The organism is Sinanaerobacter sp. ZZT-01 (assembly GCF_035621135.1).
GTDB lineage: Bacteria > Bacillota > Clostridia > Peptostreptococcales > Anaerovoracaceae > IOR16.
The window spans coordinates 1,712,418-1,731,404 of the sequence record NZ_CP141728.1 but is presented as its reverse complement, the minus strand read 5'-3'; the positions used below and the strand labels follow the sequence as shown (position 1 = coordinate 1,731,404).

The window sequence follows — 18,987 nt, the reverse complement described above, 5'->3', positions numbered from 1 at the left end:
CAAAATTCATAATGATCTATTTTTAAACAAAAAACAGCCTAGACACAGAATAATTTCTGTACCTAAGCTGCTTCACTTAGTCTCGGAAAATGTTACGTCACATTATCCATATTCGCTATTTTATTTTTAAAATCAAAATTAATTCTTGTTCCAAGATTTCCCGAGTCAATTCGCAAATTCCCATTTAATTTATCTTTGACGATAGAAATTACAATGTTTAACCCAAGACTGGCACCCTTAACTTGCTCGAAATCAAACCCTTTCCCATCATCGCTGACTTCTATATTGGAATACATTTGACCTCGTGTGATTTGAATATGGATTACTCCCTGCGGCCGATCTGCAAATGCATGCTGCAATGAGTTATGCATGAGTTCGCTTACCACTAAGGCTACTGACGTTGATATTTCTGAATCAACAAGAAGGTCATCTCCCTCAATTTTTATACTTACCTTCGTTGTTGGTTTTTGAAAGTACTGCAATGTATTATTTTTTATATTTTCTAATACATCTCGAATGTTTACCTGATCCACTCCTACTTTTGCAAGTAATTCGTGTGTAGTAGCAATGGCTAAAATTCGATTCATACTTTCATCTAATATCATCTTTGCTTCTTCGCTTTTTGTTCTTCTCCCTTGCAACCTTAGCAGGCTCGCAATTGTTTGAAGGCTGTTTTTTACTCGGTGGTGCATTTCCTTAACAGCTACAGATTTTAAAATCAGTTCTTTTTCTTTTTGTCTAATGTGGGTAATGTCTCTTATCATGATCGCAAAATCAATATTATTATTTTTTAAAAATATTTGTTTTACCGTCAAATCGTAGTTGGATACAGATACCTCTATTCCAGAATAACTTGCATCCTGATCGAACCATTCGAGATGTGATCCGTGAAGTGCAATTCCTTTATAAGGCATTCCTAAAATATCATTTGCATAACCCAATCGTTCAAAAAGATCTCGTGCCATTTTATTTCGAAAGCTGACATAACCTTGCATATCTACAAGAATAACCGCTTCATCGATATAATCCGTGAGCCATGAGGTCTGTTCATCCATGCGTGTCAGCATATCTGCTACAATTGCGTAGCTCGTATCAGAAAATCGAATTCTCTCACTCATTTCACTGTTTTCATCTGCACGTTTTTCCTCAATCAGAACACCGATTACTCGTTCTCCATGCTTAATCGGTTCCACAGACTGTATTACCATAGTGGATTCTTGTGTAACGGCTTTCATCTGTTTTGTTGAAAGCCCCAATCGAAACGTTCTGGCAACTGCGGGTTCATTATTGGGTTTTGCCAAAAGACCGACCACTGTCTTCGTATAAGAGGATGGTACATTCTCTGGCTTTGCTTCTGCCACAACGATTGCGTCCACTCCGTCTACAGTGGGGCAGTCAATAAAAAAATCTGCATCTTCTAAGTTTGCTAACAGCTGTAATCCCAACCCCAGCCGTTTAATCACTTCTATTTCTTCTCCTGTTAAATCTGTATACTCTTTACATAATCTTTCTATGGTATCTGGCATACTATCACAATCCTTCTAAGTCAATATGATTTCTGCAATACGCTTCATAGAGACTTTCTTTTCTTTGCTTAAATTTTTGATATATTCGTAAGCTTCTGCCTCCGATATTTGCATTGACTCCATCAAATGCCCTTTTGCTTTTTCAATTACCGTTCTATTTTCCAGTCTTTGTGATATATATTCGCATTCTTTTTTTACCAGAGCCATTTCTCTGCTCCTTGCAACTGCAATTTCAATATTCGGAACTAAAGATTTTTCATCAATTGGCTTTACCATATATCCGGCCACCCCAATATCTGTGGCGCTTCTTATAAATTCGCTGTCACTGTAAGCCGTCAATAATAAAATGGTCTGTGCACTTCTTTCTTCATAAATGACTTTTGCAGCAGACAGTCCGTCCAGCAACGGCATCTTAATATCCAAAAGGACAACATCTGGTTTTTCTTTTTTACAAAGTTCGATTGCATCAAATCCTTCTGATGCCTCACCGACTACATTGTATCCTGCGGTAACGAGCATTTCACGTAAATCCATTCTAGTTATGGGTTCATCTTCGGCGATGATTACCCGAATTCCTTTTCTTCCATTTTCCTTCATGGTATCACTCCTAAGGGCTATATTATGTGTGTTTTTCAAGTCCCAACGTGGCAATCATGTTTTGCTGATATTCGTTCCCGCAAAGCCCATTTTGTCACATAAAACTACCATAACATCCTTGATTGCGGCCTCAACAGCTGCAACATCACCTAGTATAACCAAAGTTCCATTAAATCGATCGACAAATCCAATGGAAACATTTGCTGCCTTAGATGCGACATCTGCTGCGATCATTGCTCCCTCACTGGGCGTGATTGTCATAATTCCAATTGCACCTTTTTCCTGTACCATTCCTAACTTTGGGTATAGCTCTTTATTAGGATTTGCAATAACATGTGCTAACGTAACCTGTTTCCCAGGAACAAACTCTTGTATAATTCTTTGTTTTACCTCTTCCAAAGGCCTCACACTCCTTTCTTGCTTAAGGATAATGAGCTGTTTACCATGGATATTTTTCAAACATTTTACAAAAAAAGCACCTAAACAAATACAATAACGTGTATTTTGCCTAGATGCTACTTCGCATACTATCATTCCGAGCTTTTTACTACGTCGCACAAGCTCTTTTGCTTTATAGTATGGATTATATAGAAAAAAAATTTTATTGTCAAGCATCTATCGATCAATTTTCTCAATATTCTACAAACTGTGTCCTTCTTTTACTTTATTTTTTATATATTTTAGAAAAGGCTCAAATCCCACGCCTTTCACACTGCTCGTTACAAAGCAGGTTTTCGCACCTGCACGAATCAAATGATCGGCAGCTTGCTGAATTTGCTCCTTGCTTGCGGCATCACTCTTTGTTATGATTCCGACAATCGGCTTCCCTCCGAACATCATACCGAAGGAGGGAGCAAACATTGTGCCGTCTTCAGTCGCATCCTGCACAAGCACTATGACATGAGCGTCTGCTGCTGTGACAGAAAGTGCACCATAATAGCCCTTCTGCTCCAAATATTCACCCGGTGTATCTAAAATACAATGATTAATAAATTGTACGGTTTGTGTTTTATGATAGTGAAGCTCCTGATTAGTTAAATATTGGCAAAGCGTTGTTTTTCCGCTGTGAGACCTTCCCACTAATATCATTCGAGGAATCTCTTGTCCATTGTCTTTTAAGGATTTTAAGGTAACTTCCTTCTTTTGCATAAGACGATCCTTCCTTTTCTCTTGTTTGGTCAATTATAGCATTTCTTTCTGCAATTTTAAATCCTTAAAGTCTTTTCTTTTTTATAGGTTATGCTTGCAATATTTTTTATATAACTAAAAAGAATGTACTATATATTTGATTTTATCTAGAGAAAAAGGATGTACATGATATGAGCACTCATCCCTGCACAAAGGCCTCCAACTGTATGGCATAAAATGGCATGTCCAGTTAATTCTCTAAATTGTAAACTATCCATCATTGCAACATGGGTACTCAAGTATCCGCTCCAGCACATACACATAGCGGTAAACACTGCAATATCATTTCCACTTGCCAAGCCATTAGATACCAGACTAGGAATGAGGCCGATTGCTGCCCCTGCCGCACCTAATGCCGTAATTGGAACAGATATTCCCTCAGGTGAAGCAAATCCAAACAACGGTGTTAAGATAAAATCCATTTTTTCAGCAAGAAAGGGCAGCAAGCGAATTCCTTCATAGGCGTTACCTGTAAATATCCCATTATCAGAAGGACCATTCGTGAGCATCATGACAATCGTACATATTATCAGCACACCCGGAATAATTGCCGTTCCCATGTAAACTCCATTTTTCCCTCCTTCAAGCATGGCTTCCATGAATCGTTCCATCGTACTGCCATCTCTGATGATTCGTTCGTCCATACTGATCTCACATGGTTCAGATTTTATGGAGGCCATTTGCTCTTCACCAAATAATCGTTTGCTCTTTATAAGCATAAGCCTGGCACTCACGATACTGCCCACTATTGCGCCAAAATTTCCTATTAAAGCTGAAAAGATAAAGCTTCCACCTTCAGGATTTTTTATACCAATCATATACGTCGTAATGATTAACCCCATGCCAAACGCAGTTCCTATATTCGTAAGTGCAGGAAGCTGATACTTCTTAAAATATCTTCTAAAATTATCATCATCGGCCAAAGTTAAAATTGCCGGATTATCGGATAGATAGGTTGTAACTACACCCACCACGCTAGCACCAGGCAAACCATATAAAGGTTTCATTAAAGGGGATAGTATTTTATTTATGGCCGCAACAACACCAAATTCGGTAAAAAGACCTGCTATTGCACCCGCTACTACTGCAATCGCCATAATATATAGAACGGTATTAAGCAGTAAATCATATGCAGTATTCATCATGGTATTCAGCATATTGACTGTTCCCATTTTACTGCCTAAAGTACCAAAAATTATTATAAAAATTATAAGAAACAGTAATGTTTCAAAACTCAGTGCTTTCTTCACCTTTGTTTGAGAATAAGAAGCGTTTTGGTTCAAACTGTTAGAGTTATTTTCTTTAGTCATTGTGGATAGATTCATCTGCATTTTATTCACCTTTAATTTTTAATAAATTTTCTAATGCATCCGCGTAAATCTCTGTCATTTTCATATAGCTGTCTATTGAAAGAAATTCATTCGCCTTATGAGCCATTTCTTCTTCATGAGGAAACAATGCCCCAAAAGCTACCGCACCCGGTATCGCTCTTGCATAGGTTGCTCCGCCGATTGCGAGAGGATTTGTTGTCACATCTCCCGTAATTCTTTGGTAAGAGGACATTAATGCTTCAAATACCGGAGATTTTTCCTCAATAAATACCGGAGCGAGATAATCATATTCCTCATACTCAAAATTTGATTTGTCGCCCGTATCTTTCATTACATCAGTTATTTCTTCTTTTCGCATGGATGCAGGATGTCTTAAATTTCCTTCCAAATGAACTTTGCCTTTATCAAAAGTTATTTTTCCTATATTGAATGTAAGTTTGCCAGACATCTCATCATGAAACCCCAATCCAAAAAGACCTCCATTGTAATCCATTCCAATGTATTTGTTATACCTTACTGCAAAATCAGCAAAATCAGATTTTACATCAAACAGTGAAAGTACTCCTATAAGTCTGCTTATCGCATTTTCGCCTTCGTCTGGAGCCATTGCATGACAGGCTTTGCCTTTCGAAGTAATTGTCATCTGTGTTCCCGTGACAGCAACCTTTATATTTTCTGTTTTCGGAATCTTTCTGAACACATCTCGAACAGTTTTTTCATTACAAAATTGAATATTGCAAACAGCATCCGAAGGAACTACATTTCTCCCTGCACCGCCTCTAAACTCCACAAGGCTGGCTTCTGATTCACATTCTTTTATATGAAAATCCAGATTAAAATCCAATAACCCTTTCTCACAAAACACAACAGGAAAATATCCGTCCGGAACAATAGAGCAATCAGGCAACCTGTCTGCATGCGCGGTATAATACTGAATCCCTCTCCAAAGCTCTTCTTCATCCGTGCCCAATATCATACGCAAAGAAGTCCCTTTAGGTATCAGATTGTTTTCTTTTAAATATTTCATTGCATAAAGGCAACTTATTATCGGCCCCTTATCATCTGATGATCCTCTCCCGTATATTTTCCCTTCATCCACAAATGCATGAAATGGCTCACTCGTCCAACCTTCTCCAGCTTCAACTACATCTATATGCCCCAGTATTCCTACCATATATTCCCCATCCCCAATAGTAATTTCACCGGCATATCCATTTAAATTTTTAGTATTCATATTCATACTTTCCGCTAAAGCCATCACCTTTTCAAGCGCCAAACCTACAAACTTCCCAAAGGGTCTGCCCGGCTCAGCTTTCTCACTAAAAATGCTAGGTATATTAATTAATTCGATTAAATCATATATCATACAATTTCTTTCATTCGTCAGAAAATCCTTCATTTCTTTTTCCTTTCAATTAAAATTTATTATATGTAATTATATAAAACAGTTCATTCATTTGCTTTGTTATAATTTTAAATTTAGCATCTTATAATTATTTTTTTTACAATGATACTTATTTTTCGTTTATGTATAATCTCTTTAACACAATTAGAATAGGAGAGGTGAAAAATGTTAAAATTTGAATTACAACATGCTGCAGATAAACTTATATTTGAAATATTTGCAGTGAAAAAAGGAGAAACAGTTGTCGTTACTGCAGATACAATGTCTGATTCGGATCTTTTAGATGCAGTATCCGCCAGTGTGTACAAAGCTGGTGGTTTTCCAATGGTGATTATGATTGCAACTCCTGCTTCTGTTGGAAAAGCAGCTGACCCTGATATTCCAGTAGAAGCCTTAACAGGTGCATTAATGGGAGCCGATGTATGGATTGAATTTAATCACCAATGGCTTCTTTACTCAACTCCGTTTGAACGAGCAATGGCAGGTAACCCTAAACTAAGATATATGTGTCTTGTAGACTTTTCAAAGGAATTATTAGTCAGAACAGTTGGAAATGTAGAAACTCCTCAGCTTCAAGTATTTATGAACAGAGTGAAAGAACTGCATGAAGCTGGTAAACAAATGAGAGTAACGACTCCCGCCGGCACCGATGTTACATTTGAGCTTGATCCAAATCATGTCGTCGCTAGCGACTGCGGTGATGCTTCTGCACCGGGAATGCACATGCTTACAGGGCAGCTGAATGTAGTACCAAAATTCGGCACAGTAAACGGAAAAATTGTATTTGATGGCACTGTAACCCCACCATTTGGAAAGGTTCCATCACAACCAATTGAGCTGACTATTAAAAGGGGAAAAATTGTAAAATTTGAAGGTGGATCTGAAGCTGCAGAATATGAGAAGTACCTGAATTCATTTAACGATGAAGGAATGTTTAAAATGGCACATATCGCTTATGGTTTTAACCCTGGTGCAAAGCTTACAGGAAACGTCGTAGAAGACGAAAGAGTTTGGGGCTGTACAGAATGGGGCATCGGATATGTAAGTCCAATGGATGCACCTCCGATTGGACAAGACGCAAAATCTCATACTGACGGAATCTGCTTGAATTCAACCGTATACCTGGATGATAATCTTATTATGAAAGAAGGCAAAATCGTAGATGATGAATTGCGTGAGCTATCTCCGATAAAATAAGGTGCTCTGCCCGATAGAATGCGGATGGGGCGTATTTAATGCTATAATTTTATAAAAAAATGTTGGAGTAATTTTTACCCCAACATTTTTTATAGAAACTATAATAGTAATTATATGAATCAGATTTTTACCTTCCATCCACAATTCCTTTTACATTCTACAATACTAAAACAAGCTCAATAATTGATGTGACCCCATAGTACATTTCCTGTTTCAGGATTCCAAAGAAGTTTTCCATTACGGAATTATCATGACAATTTCCTTTTCTAGACATACTTTAAAATATCCCACCGCCTTCTCTATTTTTCTAAAAGATTTCCCTCTAAATCAAATTCGTCTTTTTTCGGCAAGACCTGATACAGCGCTGCATACAAAATTGCTGATGTTGCAAATCCAAGGAAAATTGCCCCGCTAACCGCACACCAAATTGAAACTGCGGTTCCCAGAAGCCAGCTAAAAACACCTGCCCAATTGAAACCTTTGCAATATCCCCATCTATGGACGAGTCCTTTTCTGATAATCCAATAATCTGCTACCATTACACCCCCTGTCGGCAAGAACAGATAGCCCAGCCAATCAAAGAAGAAGCTCACATTATCTAATAGACCTAACACTGCCAGCGCGGTACCTATAATGCCCGCAATACCGGTTACAAAGGCTCTTTTATCATCTTTTGTGTTAAACAACATCACCATGTTTATACCTGCGGTGTAAGCGTTTGTTGTATTGGTTGTCCATGTTGCTAATATTAATACAATTGTTCCAAGGAGGGGAAGTCCAATCATACACATAATTAAACTTAAATCATTTTCCCCAACTATTTTAGTCAAAATTGCTCCCACTATCAATAAAGCTACCCCTGGTGGTATAATCCCAATAAAAGAAGATGCCCATACCCCGCCTCTGCTTTTTTGGTATCTTGTAAAATCTGGTGCACATGCCATTCCTACACCTAAAAAACTGGCCGTAAGAACAATCCCATCAACAATAGACATTGTCGCTTCAACTTCTACATTTAATTGACTTGTTCCAAAATTTTTTATTGCCATATAACATCCGATTCCCATTATAATGACCAGTGCCGGGACTGAAATTTTATTCAACCATTTTAAGGAATCAATACCAACAACTGCAGTGACAAGCATAATAATGCCCCATATTGCGGCTGCCAGTTTACTGGAAAAATCAATTCCCATAGTCGCCATAAAACTTGAAAATGCACTCCCACAAACATTATTTTGTACTGCGAACCATCCAATGCATGATACTGCGAAAATAGTTGAAATTATAATTCTCGCACCATTTTCTCCGAAAGAAGATTTTGTTACTACACAGGTTGGCACATGCAGGTCTACCCCAACTATTCCGGTTAATACAGTCACAATTACTGAAATAACATATCCTAGTATTCCTGATATAATAGCGTTTTTAAGGGACATCCCACTAGCCAGCAAACCGCCTACTAATAATGAAGGTACGCAGATGTATACACCTGCCTGAATCAGTGCAACATCGCCCCAGCTTTTCCGCTCATTTTCTGGAACGCGTTCCAATGTGGTTGTTTCAATATTAACTACTTTTTCTTTTGTATCCATGTTGGCCTCCTTTTTTGTAAGATTATATAGAATTTAAAGGCCTTCTACTTTATAATTATTTTAAAAAAGCAAATTATTTTTTAAAATAATTACAAATTTCTGAAATTATAGCTTCCTGGATAATACATGTCTAAGTTTTACAGCTATCGCAATTGTTTCATAAAATTTAATGTTATCCGCTTCCATATGAAGTGCCACCTTTACTTTATTAACTCTGTAACGAATGGTATTTTCATGTTGATTCATTGCCTTTGCACATTCCAAATAATTCCCTGAATGTGCAACAAATAATTCAATCGTCTGTAAAAGCTCGGTAAGGTTCTCTTCCGAAACCTTCTGTCGAATCATTTCAACGTAAGCATCATAAAAGTCGTAGGCTTCTTCCGAATCTTTTACACATAATAGCAGCTGCAGAGACATCAATGGATCATATTCCTGCTTTGTTATTTCCAGAGACTTTGCAGTGTCTAAAGCGCGTCGTCCCTCTTCCAAAGCCTTTGCTATGTCCTTTCTGTTATGGATCCGACTATATCCCAACACTGAATTTTTCATCAGATCAGATATCCTGCTTGACACCACATCCGAATTATGTTTTACGCTTTTACCGTCTTGTCCGCTTAAAATAAATAAAGAATAATTGTTGCTTCTTATATAAATATCACTTTTACGATTTAGAAATTCTTTATAAAATTCCCCTTGAGCTATTTGCGATTCAAATTCTCCATTAACATAAATCACTCTGAGATTTTGTTCTATATTCGGATTGATGCTATATAATATTTCTACCTTCTCATTACCAGTTATATTTCCATAACGAATCTTATCAATTTTTAACGAATTGATTGCGTTTGCATTATCAATGGCAATGTATTTGTTAATGGCATGCATTATGTGCGCATACGGCAAGTTCTCTCTTATCAAAAGAATTGGAAAGCCATTTTCATTGCATTTTTGAAGAGTATCTTTATCTAACGTGTCTATGCAATCATCGTTTACAACAAGAAGTCCGCTGCATTTTCCTGAAATCAATGAATCAATAAATTTTTCCATATTGCTTTGATTCACTTTAAACTGTTCTAGGCATGAAATAAAAAAATCGCCCTCATCTACAATTTTGTCGTCTAAAATGTCTTCTTTATAGGGACAATCAAAAACAGAAATCCTTTTTACTTTTCGAAATAAGCCGGATTCTCCTGCTAATATCTCAATATCTTTAAATAAATCATTCTTAATGATTTCACTTAATGTTATATTCATTCTCATTCCTATCTTAATACACAAAAACTTAAATTTTTCTAAATTTTAATATAGATTTCAAATTAAGAAAAGGGCAATGCTTAACTTGTAAAAAAAGCCTGAGGAAACTACCCCAGGCTTTGTATTTGATTCACAAAATAAGCTTATACTAATTCTAAAAATACCAACTCGGCACAGTCCCCTCTTCTAGGTCCTAGCTTTAGAATTCTGGTATAACCACCGTTACGTTCTGCATATTTTGGTGCAATTTCATCAAACAGCTTTGTTACTACATCTTCATCAAAGACGTAAGCCAGTACCTGTCTTCTTGCATGCAAATCTCCACGTTTTGCCAATGTAATCATTTTTTCTGCTTCTCTTCTTGCTTCTTTTGCTCTTGTATCTGTTGTTGTGATACGACCTTCTCTTAAAAGATCGGTCACAAGATTTCTTAACATAAGCTTTCTATGAGCAGTCGGTCTGCCTAATTTTCTATAACCTGGCATAATTCATCCTCCTTCCGCAATTATTCTTCGCTCGGCTTTAATCCAAGGCCTAATTCTTCCAACTTGTGCTTTACCTCATCCAAAGACTTCTTGCCTAGGTTTCTCACCTTCATCATATCGTCTTCGGTTCTATGAGTCAGCTCCTCTACTGTATTGATCGCCGCACGTTTTAAACAATTGAAAGAACGAACGGAAAGCTCAAGCTCTTCAATCGTCATTTCCAAAGCCTTTTCTTTCTGATCTTCTTCCTTTTCAACCATGATTTCAACCGAATCCATGCTGTCTGTCAAGTCAATAAACAGTTTTAAATGTTCTTGCATGATCTTTGCACCAATCGATACACCCTCATCAGGAGCAATGCTGCCGTCGGTCCAAACTTCAAGAATCAGTCTGTCGTAATCGGTCACTTGACCGACTCTGGTATTCTCAACCATAAAATTGACTTTGCGAACCGGTGTATAAATGGAATCCACCGGAATCACTGCAATTGGAGTGGATTCTGTCTTATTTTGGTCTGCAGGCACATACCCTCTTCCCTTTGCAACATTAATCTCCATTACTAAAGTTGCATTTTCTTCTAAGGTTGCAATATGCAGATCCGGATTGAAGATTTCCAAGTCACTGTCAGCAATGATATCCGCAGCAGTTACTATCTTAGGACCAACTGCATTGATAATCACTCTTTTTGTACTTTCATTGTTTAAGCGAACTGCGAGTTTCTTTAAATTAAGAATAATCTCGGTAACGTCCTCTTTCACACCAGGTATGGTTGAAAATTCATGAAGAATACCATCAATTTTTACAGATGTGACAGCAGCTCCAGGAAGCGAAGAAAGAAGAATTCTCCGCAGGCTGTTACCTAAAGTTGTACCGTATCCTCTTTCCAAAGGTTCGACTACAAATCTGCCGTAACTCTTATCTTCATCTGAATAGATACACTCGATTGTTGGCTTTTCAATTTCGATCACTCAAAATCCCTCCTTTTTTAATCGAATCAACTGGAGGAATTCCAAATCGGCCTAGGCCGCGGAATTCCCATATGGGACCATCTTACGTGGCTTACTTTGAGTACAATTCGACGATGAGATGTTCTGCGATCGGTGTATCGATGTCTTCTCTTCTTGGCATTGCAAGAATTTTACCTTCAAGTTTATCTGGCTCAACCGTAATCCAGTTTGGAGTGCTGATAGACATTTCTCTAATTTCCTTAAATTTAGGAGAAGAAGCACTCTTTTCTTTCACTTTGATTACGTCACCCGGTTTTACTTCAAGGGAAGGAATATTTGCTTTCTTTCCATTAATCGTAAAATGTCCGTGTCGAACGAGCTGTCTTGCTTCTTTTCTGGAAGAAGCAAATCCCATTCTATATACTGCATTGTCAAATCTTGTCTCAAGCATAATTAACAAGTTTTCACCAGCAATACCCTTTTTCTTCTCAGCTTTATCAAAATAATTTCTAAACTGTGTTTCCAATATTCCATAGAAACGCTTTGCCTTCTGTTTTTCTCTGAGCTGAAGTCCATATTCAGAAACCTTTTTTCGGCTCTGACCATGTTGCCCCGGAGCGTAGCTTCTCTTATCGATCGCACATTTACTGCTATAGCATCTTTCGCCCTTTAAGAACATTTTTTGGCCTTCTCTTCTGCATAATCTGCAAGCAGGACCTATATATCTAGCCATATTAACTACACCTCCCTTTCACTAAACTCTTCTTCTCTTTGGTGGTCTGCATCCGTTATGTGGAATTGGAGTAATATCCTTAATCATATTAATCTCAAGACCAGCAGTCTGCAATGCTCGGATTGCAGCTTCACGTCCGGAACCTGGTCCCTTTACGTATACTTCTACCGTCTTCAGTCCATGTTCCATTGCACCTTTAGCCGCCTCTTCTGCTGCCATCTGTGCTGCGAACGGTGTTGATTTTCTAGAACCCTTAAATCCTAAAGAACCAGCACTGGACCAAGACAATGCATTTCCACTTAAATCTGTTAGAGTAACAAGAGTGTTATTGAAGGTCGATTGGATATGAGCTTGACCGCGTTCAATATTTTTACGTTCTCTTCTCTTTTTACGAACCGTCTTTTTTATTGCTTTTGCCATTTTAATCTCCCCTCCTTACTTTTTCTTTTTTCTACCAACTGTCTTCTTAGGACCCTTTCGGGTTCTTGCGTTGGTCTTTGTCTTCTGTCCGCGAACAGGAAGCCCTCTTCTATGTCTAATTCCTCTGTAGCAGCCAATTTCCATCAATCGCTTAATGTTCAGGGAAACTTCTCTTCGAAGGTCTCCTTCTACGTTGTATTCCGAATCAATAATCTTTCTAATTGCACCTACTTCATCCTCAGATAGATCTTTGATTCTGGTATCCGGGTTGATTCCTGCTTCTGCTAAGATTTTAGCAGCAGTCTTTCTACCGATACCGTATATATAGGTGAGTCCAATTTCTACTCTTTTGTCTCTTGGTAAATCGACACCGGCTATACGAGCCATCCTTACACCTCCTATTTTTTCCTTTTTTTACCCTTTCCATACAGGGTTTTACGGAAAACAATTTGCTAATCTCTTATTGTTTTTATTTGAATGTCCTAGGTTGTTTCGTTGCCTCACGGCAGGGAAACACAGCCGCTCCCCAGGATACACTCCAGCTGTTTTATGATGATTATCGTTTATTAGCCTTGTGTCTGCTTATGCTTTGGATTTTCACAGATAACCATAACCTTGCCATTTCTCTTGATTACCTTGCACTTCTCGCAGATAGGCTTTACTGAGGCTCTTACTTTCATATTAATCCTCCTTAACTGCTCTATTTGTCTCTCCAGGTAATTCTACCTCTGGAAAGATCGTAAGGTGATAATTCCACCTTTACTCTGTCTCCCGGTAGAATCCTGATAAAGTTCATTCTAATTTTACCGGAAATGTGTGCAAGCACTTCGTAGCCATTTTCAAGCTTTACAACAAACATAGCATTAGGTTGTGCTTCCAGCACGGTGCCGAATACTTCTATGACATCTTTTTTTGCCATATATGGCGCACCTCCTCCTTTACCCGGTTCTACTTATTTAACAATACCGATTTATTTTCTTACCGCAATTTGCCGCTCAAATTTATTTTGCACAAAATTCATAAAGCACTGCTTAGAATCTCACTGTTTTTACAAAGTCAGCAATTCGGGTTCATCTTCCGTAATCACAACTGTATTCTCATAATGAGCGGAAAGCTTTCCATCACACGTCTTCACTGTCCAATTGTCCAGCATCACATCTACTTCATAGCTTCCTTGGTTAATCATTGGTTCAATTGCAAGTACCATGCCCGGAGCCAGCTTTGGCCCTCTTCCAGGCTTTCCGTAATTCGGAATTTGCGGATCCTCGTGCATTGCCCTTCCGATTCCATGCCCAACGTAATCTCTTATGACAGAAAACCCAGCCGCTTCTACACTTTCTTGAATGGCATGCGATACATCTGATAAACGAAATCCTGGCTTGCAGAATTTTAAGCCTTCAAAAAAACTCTGTTCTGTTACTGTAATCAAGCGGTGTGCTTCTTCGGAAATTTTTCCTACGCCGTAAGTTCTTGCTGCATCACTGTAATACTTTCGGTAAATGGTCCCAAGATCGACACTGACAATGTCACCTTCCACCAGCTTCCGTTTCTTTGACGGAATACCGTGAACCACTTCATCATTTACCGATACACAAGCACTCGCAGGAAATCCACCATATCCTTTAAATGCAGGGATCATATTGTTTTTCAATATCGTTTCCTCTACATAGTCATCAATGTCCTTTGTGCTCATGCCCGGTGTAATAATATTTGGCAGCTCTTTTAGCATGGCTTTCGTCACAGTAGCCGCATCTCTCATAAGATCAATTTCTTCTTGTGATTTCAGAATAATCATTCTATACTCCTAAAACCTCCACAATTTTGCTAAAGACTTTATCTAAAGCACCAGCTCCGTTAATGTGAGCTATGTTTCCGGCTTTTTCATAATAATCAATCAGTGGACTCGTTTGCTCAAGATAAACTTGAAGGCGATTGCTTACTGTCTCTAATGTATCGTCCGCTCTTTGGTAAATCTCTCCACCGCAAACATCACATATACCTTCTTTTTTCGGAGGCATATTTTTTACGTGATAAGTTGCGCCACAGTTTTTGCAAACTCTTCTACCAATCATTCGATCAATCAATATATCTTTTTCTACGTCAATGTCTAAAACCTTATCGATTACCGAATTTTTTTCTTTTAAATAAACGTCAAATTTTTCTGCCTGATAAACGGTTCTTGGAAAACCATCCAATAAAAATCCGTTCTTGCAGTCATCTTCTGTCAAGCGATCCTCTACTAATTCAATCACTAAATCATCCGGAACAAGCTCTCCCTTAGACATATACTCTTGTGCTTTTTTACCAAGAGGTGTTCCTTCTTTTACATTTTTTCGAAAAATATCACCAGTAGAGATATGAGGAATATTATATTTCTCAGCAATTTGGGTTGCTTGTGTACCTTTGCCGGCACCCGGAGGGCCTAACAAAACTAAATTCATTTTTTTATCCTCCAATTATTTCAAGAAGCCTTGGTAGTTTCTCATTACCATTTGCGATTCCAGCTGCTTCATCGTGTCAAGTGCAACACCGACTGCAATCAGAAGGGAGGTTCCACCGAAGCCAATCTGCAAATGTGTAAACTGTTGCAGAAGGGTTGGCATGATAGCAATGGCAGCTAAAAAAACTGCTCCTACAAAAGTAATTCTTGTCATAACTTTGTTTAAATAATCAACAGTTGGTCTTCCCGGTCGAATTCCAGGAATAAAACCACCGTTTGCTTTCATATTATCTGCTACTTCCATTGGATTAAATGTAACTGCTGTATAAAAATACGTAAATCCTATAATCAAGATAACATCTAATGCTGCATAAAGCCATATACCAGGTGCTGGTGCTGCCGGTGACAGCCATGCATGAACAAAGCGTGCAAATCCCGAATCAGCCCAAAAATAAGTTAGGGTTAATGGAAACTGCAATAATGATATCGCGAAGATAACTGGAATAACGCCTGCCTGATTTACCTTCATTGGAATATGTGTACTTTGTCCGCCATACATCTTTCTTCCAACGACTCTCTTTGCATACTGAACAGGAATTTTTCTCTGTCCTTGCTGAACAAGAACAATACCGATTACCACAACAAAAGCAAACAGTATGAAAAGTATGACGGATAGCCATGTCACATCACCGGCTTGAAGCTTCGTCCAAGTCTGTGCGATTCCTCCAGGCATCCTGGATACGATTCCGGCAAAGATAATTAAAGAAATACCGTTTCCGATTCCTTTTTCATTAATCTGCTCGCCAAGCCACATCAGGAATGCCGTACCAGCTGATAACGTCATAACGATGACAACGATAGAAAATACATCTGTGCTTACTAACGCACGGCGGAATAAACCAACCGTCAAACCGATTGCTTGGATTAAAGCCAAGATAACGGTTAAATACCTTGTATATTGTGCGATTTTTTTCTTTCCTTCGGTCCCCTCTTTTGCCAGCTCCTCTAAACGAGGAATTGCAATGGTGAGTAACTGGAGAATAATCGATGCCGTAATGTACGGTGTGATGCTTAGAGCAAAAATGGTAAAGTTACTGAACGCACCGCCAGAAAACAAGTCAAACAATCCAAACAACCCTGTATCACTCGAGCTAAACAACTGAGCTAATGCAGCTCTGTCAATACCCGGTACCGGAATGTTTGATCCCAAGCGGAAGACCACCATCATAAATACAGTGAACAAAATTTTCTTTCGAATATCTGAAATTTTCCACGCCTGAGCCATTGTCTTTATCATGCTCATATTAGATCACCTCTGCCTTTCCTCCGGCAGACTCGATTTTTTCAATTGCTGTTTTACTAAATTTCTGAGCCTTCACGGTTACCTTCTTCTCAAGTGTTCCATCTCCTAGAATTTTAACACCATCAATAACCTGCTTCGCAAGTCCTTTTTCCATGAGTAGCTCTGGTGTAACCACGGTTCCATCTTCAAATACGTTCAATGATTCAACATTCACACCAACATATTCTTTTCTCCAAATATTCGTAAAACCTCTTTTAGGAATTCTTCGATACAATGGCATCTGCCCGCCTTCAAAGCCAAGGCGAACACCACCGCCACTTCTGGAATTTTGGCCATTCATACCTCTTCCGGCAGTTTTACCCTGACCGGTTGCAGTACCTCTGCCTTTTCTCTTCGGCTTTTTGGTTGAACCCTCTGCCGCTCTTAATTCATGTAGTTTCATTCTCATACACCCCCATTCTTAATCTTCTACTTTTAAAAGATGTGATACTTTTGCTACAGCTCCGCGTGTCTGCGGTGTATCTGGGAGCTCAACTGTATGTCGAATTTTTCTTAGTCCTAACGCTTCTACCACTTTTCTCTGAGCAGGGGAAGCGCCGATTACACTCTTAATCAGTGTAATTTTCACTGTCTTATTAGCCATTTTGCGTTTCCTCCTTATCCTAAGATTTCTTCTTTTGTTTTTCCTCTTAGTCTGCATACCTGATCAAGTGTTTTCAGATTTCTCAACCCTTCTACTGTTGCGTAAGCCATATTTCCATTGTTATTAGAACCAATTGATTTCGCTCTTACATCTTTCAATCCAGCATGTTCCAAAACGGTACGAACGGAACCACCAGCGATTACTCCGGCACCCTGTGCAGCAGGCATAATCAATACTCTTCCTGCTCCGAATATACCTAAAGATCTATGTGGTATCGTTGTTCCAACCATTGGAACGAAAATTAAATTCTTTTTTGCATCTTCAATTGCTTTTCTTACTGCTTCAGGAATTTCCTGAGCTTTTCCAAGACCGCAGCCTACATGACCTTCACCGTCACCGATTACTACCGTTACGCTGAATCTGAAGTTTTTACCGCCTTTTACAACCTTCGCAACTCTTCTGATGTTTACGATCGATTCTTTTAAGTCCAGCTTGGATGCATCAATCATATTTCGCATTCTGTTCCTCCTCCTGTTAGAATTTGAGTCCAGCTTCACGAGCACCATCAGCCAATTCTTTCACTCTTCCGTGATACAAGAATCCACCTCTATCGAAGCATACTGTTTCGATACCTTGCTCTAAAGCTCTCTTTGCAATTGCAGCACCTACAAGCTTTGCAGCTTCTTTGTTTCCACCATAAGCAGCCTGTGCTTTGATATCCTTATCCAAAGAAGAGGCCGCTGCTAAAGTCTTTCCTGCAACATCATCAATGATCTGCACGGAAATGTTCTTTATGCTTCTATGCACGCACATTCTTGGTCTTTCAGGAGTTCCAGATACATCTTTTCTAACTCTGGCATGTCTTGCCAGACGTCTATCATTTCTACTATCTTTCTTTGCCATTTCTATTCACTCCTTCCTACTTTTTCTTAGCGCCGGCCTTGCCTTCTTTTCTACGTACCACTTCATCCACATAACGAACGCCTTTTCCCTTGTAAGGTTCCGGCTTTCTCCATTTACGGATGTTTGCTGCGTAGTTTCCAACAAGTGCCTTGCTGATCCCCTTTACCGTAAGTTCCGTAGGAGAAGCAACCTCCGTCTGGATACCTTCCGGATCCGGCATTTCGATTGGATGTGAATATCCTAAATTAAGAACAAGTACATTGCCTTTTTTCTCAGCCTTATAACCAACACCAATCAATTGAAGTTTCTTTTCAAATCCATTGGTTACTCCAGCGACCATATTTTGAATCAATGTTCTGGAAAGTCCATGTGCGGATCTTGCTTCCTTCGCATCGTTATCTCTTGTAACGGTTAATACACCGTCCTTCACTTCTACTTTTATTAAATTGCTAATCTGCTCCTGCAGCTCTCCCTTTGGTCCTTTTACAGTAACAAGATTGCTGTCACTGATTTTTACTTCGACACCAGCAGGAATCGTTACAGGGAGCTTGCCTATTCTTGACATTTGCTATACCTCCTAATTCCTTCTCTTGTTACCAAACGTAGCAAATTACTTCGCCGCCGACACCAAGTTCTCTCGCTTGCTTGTCGCTGATTAATCCTTTAGATGTAGAGATGATTGCAATTCCTAGGCCACCAAGCACCTTAGGCACCTCTCCGCTCTTTGCATATACTTTTAATCCCGGTTTAGAGATCTTTTTAATTCCACTAATTACTCTTTCTTTATCAGTACCGTATTTCATCTGAACTCGAATTACGTCCTGAACTTCGTTCTCAATTATATCATATCCTTTAATATAACCTTGCTCGGTTAAAATTCCCGCAATCGCTTTTTTCATCTTAGAAGCAGGGATGTCAACAGTAGCGTGTCCTACAGTATTGGCATTTCTGATTCTTGTAAGCATATCTGCTATAGGATCTGTCATAGTCATAGTTCAAGTGCCTCCTTCCTTTTAA

General features: G+C 38.8%; 24 protein-coding genes and 2 pseudogenes. 1 reads left to right on the top strand and 25 read right to left on the bottom strand.

From position 1 onward, the window contains the following. Positions 1–92: 92 nt before the first annotated feature. The 6 genes from U5921_RS08265 to U5921_RS08240 all read right to left on the bottom strand — a co-directional run bounded on the left by U5921_RS08265 (position 93) and on the right by U5921_RS08240 (position 6,041). Complete coding sequence (locus U5921_RS08265; protein ID WP_324822162.1) at positions 93–1,526, bottom strand: sensor histidine kinase; 1,434 nt, start codon at positions 1,524–1,526, stop codon at positions 93–95. Between the two features lie 15 nt (positions 1,527–1,541). Further along, positions 1,542–2,123: an ANTAR domain-containing response regulator gene (locus U5921_RS08260; RefSeq protein ID WP_324822159.1), complete on the bottom strand. Its 582-nt coding sequence runs from the start codon at positions 2,121–2,123 to the stop codon at positions 1,542–1,544. 54 nt (positions 2,124–2,177) lie between these two features. After that, complete coding sequence (eutS, locus tag U5921_RS08255) at positions 2,178–2,522, bottom strand: ethanolamine utilization microcompartment protein EutS (RefSeq protein ID WP_417764997.1); 345 nt, start codon at positions 2,520–2,522, stop codon at positions 2,178–2,180. Positions 2,523–2,762: 240 nt separating this feature from the next. Beyond that, the gene (locus U5921_RS08250; RefSeq protein ID WP_324822154.1) at positions 2,763–3,272 is read right to left on the bottom strand and encodes a EutP/PduV family microcompartment system protein; all 510 of its coding nucleotides are present in this window, start codon (positions 3,270–3,272) and stop codon (positions 2,763–2,765) included. A gap of 146 nt (positions 3,273–3,418) precedes the next feature. Then, the gene (locus U5921_RS08245) at positions 3,419–4,642 is read right to left on the bottom strand and encodes a hypothetical protein (protein WP_324822151.1); all 1,224 of its coding nucleotides are present in this window, start codon (positions 4,640–4,642) and stop codon (positions 3,419–3,421) included. A 1-nt stretch (position 4,643) separates the two neighbouring features. After that, positions 4,644–6,041 carry a Sapep family Mn(2+)-dependent dipeptidase gene (locus U5921_RS08240; protein ID WP_324822148.1) on the bottom strand — a complete coding sequence of 466 codons (1,398 nt, stop codon included), beginning with the start codon at positions 6,039–6,041 and terminating at the stop codon, positions 4,644–4,646. A 171-nt stretch (positions 6,042–6,212) separates the two neighbouring features. Between U5921_RS08240 and U5921_RS08235 the strand changes: the two genes are divergently transcribed. Beyond that, on the top strand, positions 6,213–7,244 hold the full coding sequence (locus U5921_RS08235) for an aminopeptidase (RefSeq protein ID WP_324822145.1): 1,032 nt from the start codon (positions 6,213–6,215) through the stop codon (positions 7,242–7,244). Positions 7,245–7,543: 299 nt separating this feature from the next. Here the strand turns inward: U5921_RS08235 and U5921_RS08230 are convergent, their stop codons facing one another. The 19 genes and pseudogenes from U5921_RS08230 to rpsH all read right to left on the bottom strand — a co-directional run bounded on the left by U5921_RS08230 (position 7,544) and on the right by rpsH (position 18,962). Beyond that, entirely contained in the window at positions 7,544–8,839 is a 1,296-nt protein-coding gene (locus U5921_RS08230; RefSeq protein ID WP_324822142.1) for a purine-cytosine permease family protein, read from the bottom strand. Between the two features lie 105 nt (positions 8,840–8,944). Next, positions 8,945–10,096, bottom strand: coding sequence for a PucR family transcriptional regulator (locus tag U5921_RS08225; RefSeq protein ID WP_324822139.1), 1,152 nt, complete (start codon positions 10,094–10,096; stop codon positions 8,945–8,947). 143 nt (positions 10,097–10,239) lie between these two features. Next, on the bottom strand, positions 10,240–10,581 hold the full coding sequence (rplQ, locus tag U5921_RS08220; protein ID WP_206459848.1) for a 50S ribosomal protein L17: 342 nt from the start codon (positions 10,579–10,581) through the stop codon (positions 10,240–10,242). 20 nt (positions 10,582–10,601) lie between these two features. After that, complete coding sequence (locus U5921_RS08215; protein ID WP_324822135.1) at positions 10,602–11,549, bottom strand: DNA-directed RNA polymerase subunit alpha; 948 nt, start codon at positions 11,547–11,549, stop codon at positions 10,602–10,604. Between the two features lie 91 nt (positions 11,550–11,640). Continuing rightward, a pseudogene (locus U5921_RS16210) lies at positions 11,641–11,724 on the bottom strand (30S ribosomal protein S4); the annotation flags it as partial. Then, positions 11,704–12,207: pseudogene (gene rpsD, locus U5921_RS08210) on the bottom strand (30S ribosomal protein S4); the annotation flags it as partial. The pseudogenes rpsD and U5921_RS16210, both read right to left, overlap by 21 nt. Positions 12,208–12,282: 75 nt before the next feature. Beyond that, entirely contained in the window at positions 12,283–12,681 is a 399-nt protein-coding gene (gene rpsK, locus U5921_RS08205; protein WP_206459851.1) for a 30S ribosomal protein S11, read from the bottom strand. 15 nt (positions 12,682–12,696) lie between these two features. Continuing rightward, positions 12,697–13,068, bottom strand: a complete 372-nt coding sequence (rpsM, locus tag U5921_RS08200) for a 30S ribosomal protein S13 (RefSeq protein ID WP_324822127.1) — start codon at positions 13,066–13,068, stop codon at positions 12,697–12,699. Between the two features lie 179 nt (positions 13,069–13,247). Then, a complete protein-coding gene (rpmJ, locus tag U5921_RS08195; protein ID WP_130861956.1) occupies positions 13,248–13,361 on the bottom strand; it encodes a 50S ribosomal protein L36 in 114 nt (37 codons plus the stop codon). Between the two features lie 20 nt (positions 13,362–13,381). After that, positions 13,382–13,600 (bottom strand): translation initiation factor IF-1, encoded by a 219-nt coding sequence (gene infA, locus U5921_RS08190; protein WP_206459853.1) that lies wholly within the window; start codon positions 13,598–13,600, stop codon positions 13,382–13,384. Positions 13,601–13,729: 129 nt separating this feature from the next. Then, positions 13,730–14,476 carry a type I methionyl aminopeptidase gene (gene map, locus U5921_RS08185; protein WP_324822120.1) on the bottom strand — a complete coding sequence of 249 codons (747 nt, stop codon included), beginning with the start codon at positions 14,474–14,476 and terminating at the stop codon, positions 13,730–13,732. A 1-nt stretch (position 14,477) separates the two neighbouring features. Continuing rightward, on the bottom strand, positions 14,478–15,122 hold the full coding sequence (locus U5921_RS08180; RefSeq protein ID WP_324822117.1) for an adenylate kinase: 645 nt from the start codon (positions 15,120–15,122) through the stop codon (positions 14,478–14,480). A gap of 15 nt (positions 15,123–15,137) precedes the next feature. Further along, the gene (gene secY, locus U5921_RS08175; protein ID WP_324825971.1) at positions 15,138–16,418 is read right to left on the bottom strand and encodes a preprotein translocase subunit SecY; all 1,281 of its coding nucleotides are present in this window, start codon (positions 16,416–16,418) and stop codon (positions 15,138–15,140) included. A gap of 7 nt (positions 16,419–16,425) precedes the next feature. Continuing rightward, positions 16,426–16,866 (bottom strand): 50S ribosomal protein L15, encoded by a 441-nt coding sequence (gene rplO, locus U5921_RS08170; protein ID WP_324822114.1) that lies wholly within the window; start codon positions 16,864–16,866, stop codon positions 16,426–16,428. Between the two features lie 18 nt (positions 16,867–16,884). Beyond that, entirely contained in the window at positions 16,885–17,067 is a 183-nt protein-coding gene (rpmD, locus tag U5921_RS08165; protein ID WP_324822111.1) for a 50S ribosomal protein L30, read from the bottom strand. A gap of 14 nt (positions 17,068–17,081) precedes the next feature. Then, on the bottom strand, positions 17,082–17,585 hold the full coding sequence (rpsE, locus tag U5921_RS08160; RefSeq protein ID WP_324822108.1) for a 30S ribosomal protein S5: 504 nt from the start codon (positions 17,583–17,585) through the stop codon (positions 17,082–17,084). 16 nt (positions 17,586–17,601) lie between these two features. Then, positions 17,602–17,970: a 50S ribosomal protein L18 gene (gene rplR / locus U5921_RS08155; RefSeq protein ID WP_324822105.1), complete on the bottom strand. Its 369-nt coding sequence runs from the start codon at positions 17,968–17,970 to the stop codon at positions 17,602–17,604. Positions 17,971–17,986: 16 nt separating this feature from the next. Beyond that, the gene (rplF, locus tag U5921_RS08150; protein WP_324822102.1) at positions 17,987–18,535 is read right to left on the bottom strand and encodes a 50S ribosomal protein L6; all 549 of its coding nucleotides are present in this window, start codon (positions 18,533–18,535) and stop codon (positions 17,987–17,989) included. A 28-nt stretch (positions 18,536–18,563) separates the two neighbouring features. Beyond that, positions 18,564–18,962 (bottom strand): 30S ribosomal protein S8, encoded by a 399-nt coding sequence (rpsH, locus tag U5921_RS08145; RefSeq protein WP_324822099.1) that lies wholly within the window; start codon positions 18,960–18,962, stop codon positions 18,564–18,566. Positions 18,963–18,987 lie beyond the last annotated feature (25 nt).

Coding starts and splice junctions, on each gene's coding strand:
- U5921_RS08265 (WP_324822162.1), bottom strand. CDS start 1,526: ATGCCAGATACCATAGAAAGATTATGTAAAGAGTATACAGATTTAACA.
- U5921_RS08260 (WP_324822159.1), bottom strand. CDS start 2,123: ATGAAGGAAAATGGAAGAAAAGGAATTCGGGTAATCATCGCCGAAGAT.
- U5921_RS08250 (WP_324822154.1), bottom strand. CDS start 3,272: ATGCAAAAGAAGGAAGTTACCTTAAAATCCTTAAAAGACAATGGACAA.
- U5921_RS08245 (WP_324822151.1), bottom strand. CDS start 4,642: ATGCAGATGAATCTATCCACAATGACTAAAGAAAATAACTCTAACAGT.
- U5921_RS08240 (WP_324822148.1), bottom strand. CDS start 6,041: ATGAAGGATTTTCTGACGAATGAAAGAAATTGTATGATATATGATTTA.
- U5921_RS08235 (WP_324822145.1), top strand. CDS start 6,213: ATGTTAAAATTTGAATTACAACATGCTGCAGATAAACTTATATTTGAA.
- U5921_RS08230 (WP_324822142.1), bottom strand. CDS start 8,839: ATGGATACAAAAGAAAAAGTAGTTAATATTGAAACAACCACATTGGAA.
- U5921_RS08225 (WP_324822139.1), bottom strand. CDS start 10,096: ATGAATATAACATTAAGTGAAATCATTAAGAATGATTTATTTAAAGAT.
- rplQ (WP_206459848.1), bottom strand. CDS start 10,581: ATGCCAGGTTATAGAAAATTAGGCAGACCGACTGCTCATAGAAAGCTT.
- rpsK (WP_206459851.1), bottom strand. CDS start 12,681: ATGGCAAAAGCAATAAAAAAGACGGTTCGTAAAAAGAGAAGAGAACGT.
- rpsM (WP_324822127.1), bottom strand. CDS start 13,068: ATGGCTCGTATAGCCGGTGTCGATTTACCAAGAGACAAAAGAGTAGAA.
- rpmJ (WP_130861956.1), bottom strand. CDS start 13,361: ATGAAAGTAAGAGCCTCAGTAAAGCCTATCTGCGAGAAGTGCAAGGTA.
- infA (WP_206459853.1), bottom strand. CDS start 13,600: ATGGCAAAAAAAGATGTCATAGAAGTATTCGGCACCGTGCTGGAAGCA.
- map (WP_324822120.1), bottom strand. CDS start 14,476: ATGATTATTCTGAAATCACAAGAAGAAATTGATCTTATGAGAGATGCG.
- U5921_RS08180 (WP_324822117.1), bottom strand. CDS start 15,122: ATGAATTTAGTTTTGTTAGGCCCTCCGGGTGCCGGCAAAGGTACACAA.
- secY (WP_324825971.1), bottom strand. CDS start 16,418: ATGATAAAGACAATGGCTCAGGCGTGGAAAATTTCAGATATTCGAAAG.
- rplO (WP_324822114.1), bottom strand. CDS start 16,866: ATGAAACTACATGAATTAAGAGCGGCAGAGGGTTCAACCAAAAAGCCG.
- rpmD (WP_324822111.1), bottom strand. CDS start 17,067: ATGGCTAATAAGACAGTGAAAATTACACTGATTAAGAGTGTAATCGGC.
- rpsE (WP_324822108.1), bottom strand. CDS start 17,585: ATGCGAAATATGATTGATGCATCCAAGCTGGACTTAAAAGAATCGATC.
- rplR (WP_324822105.1), bottom strand. CDS start 17,970: ATGGCAAAGAAAGATAGTAGAAATGATAGACGTCTGGCAAGACATGCC.
- rplF (WP_324822102.1), bottom strand. CDS start 18,535: ATGTCAAGAATAGGCAAGCTCCCTGTAACGATTCCTGCTGGTGTCGAA.
- rpsH (WP_324822099.1), bottom strand. CDS start 18,962: ATGACTATGACAGATCCTATAGCAGATATGCTTACAAGAATCAGAAAT.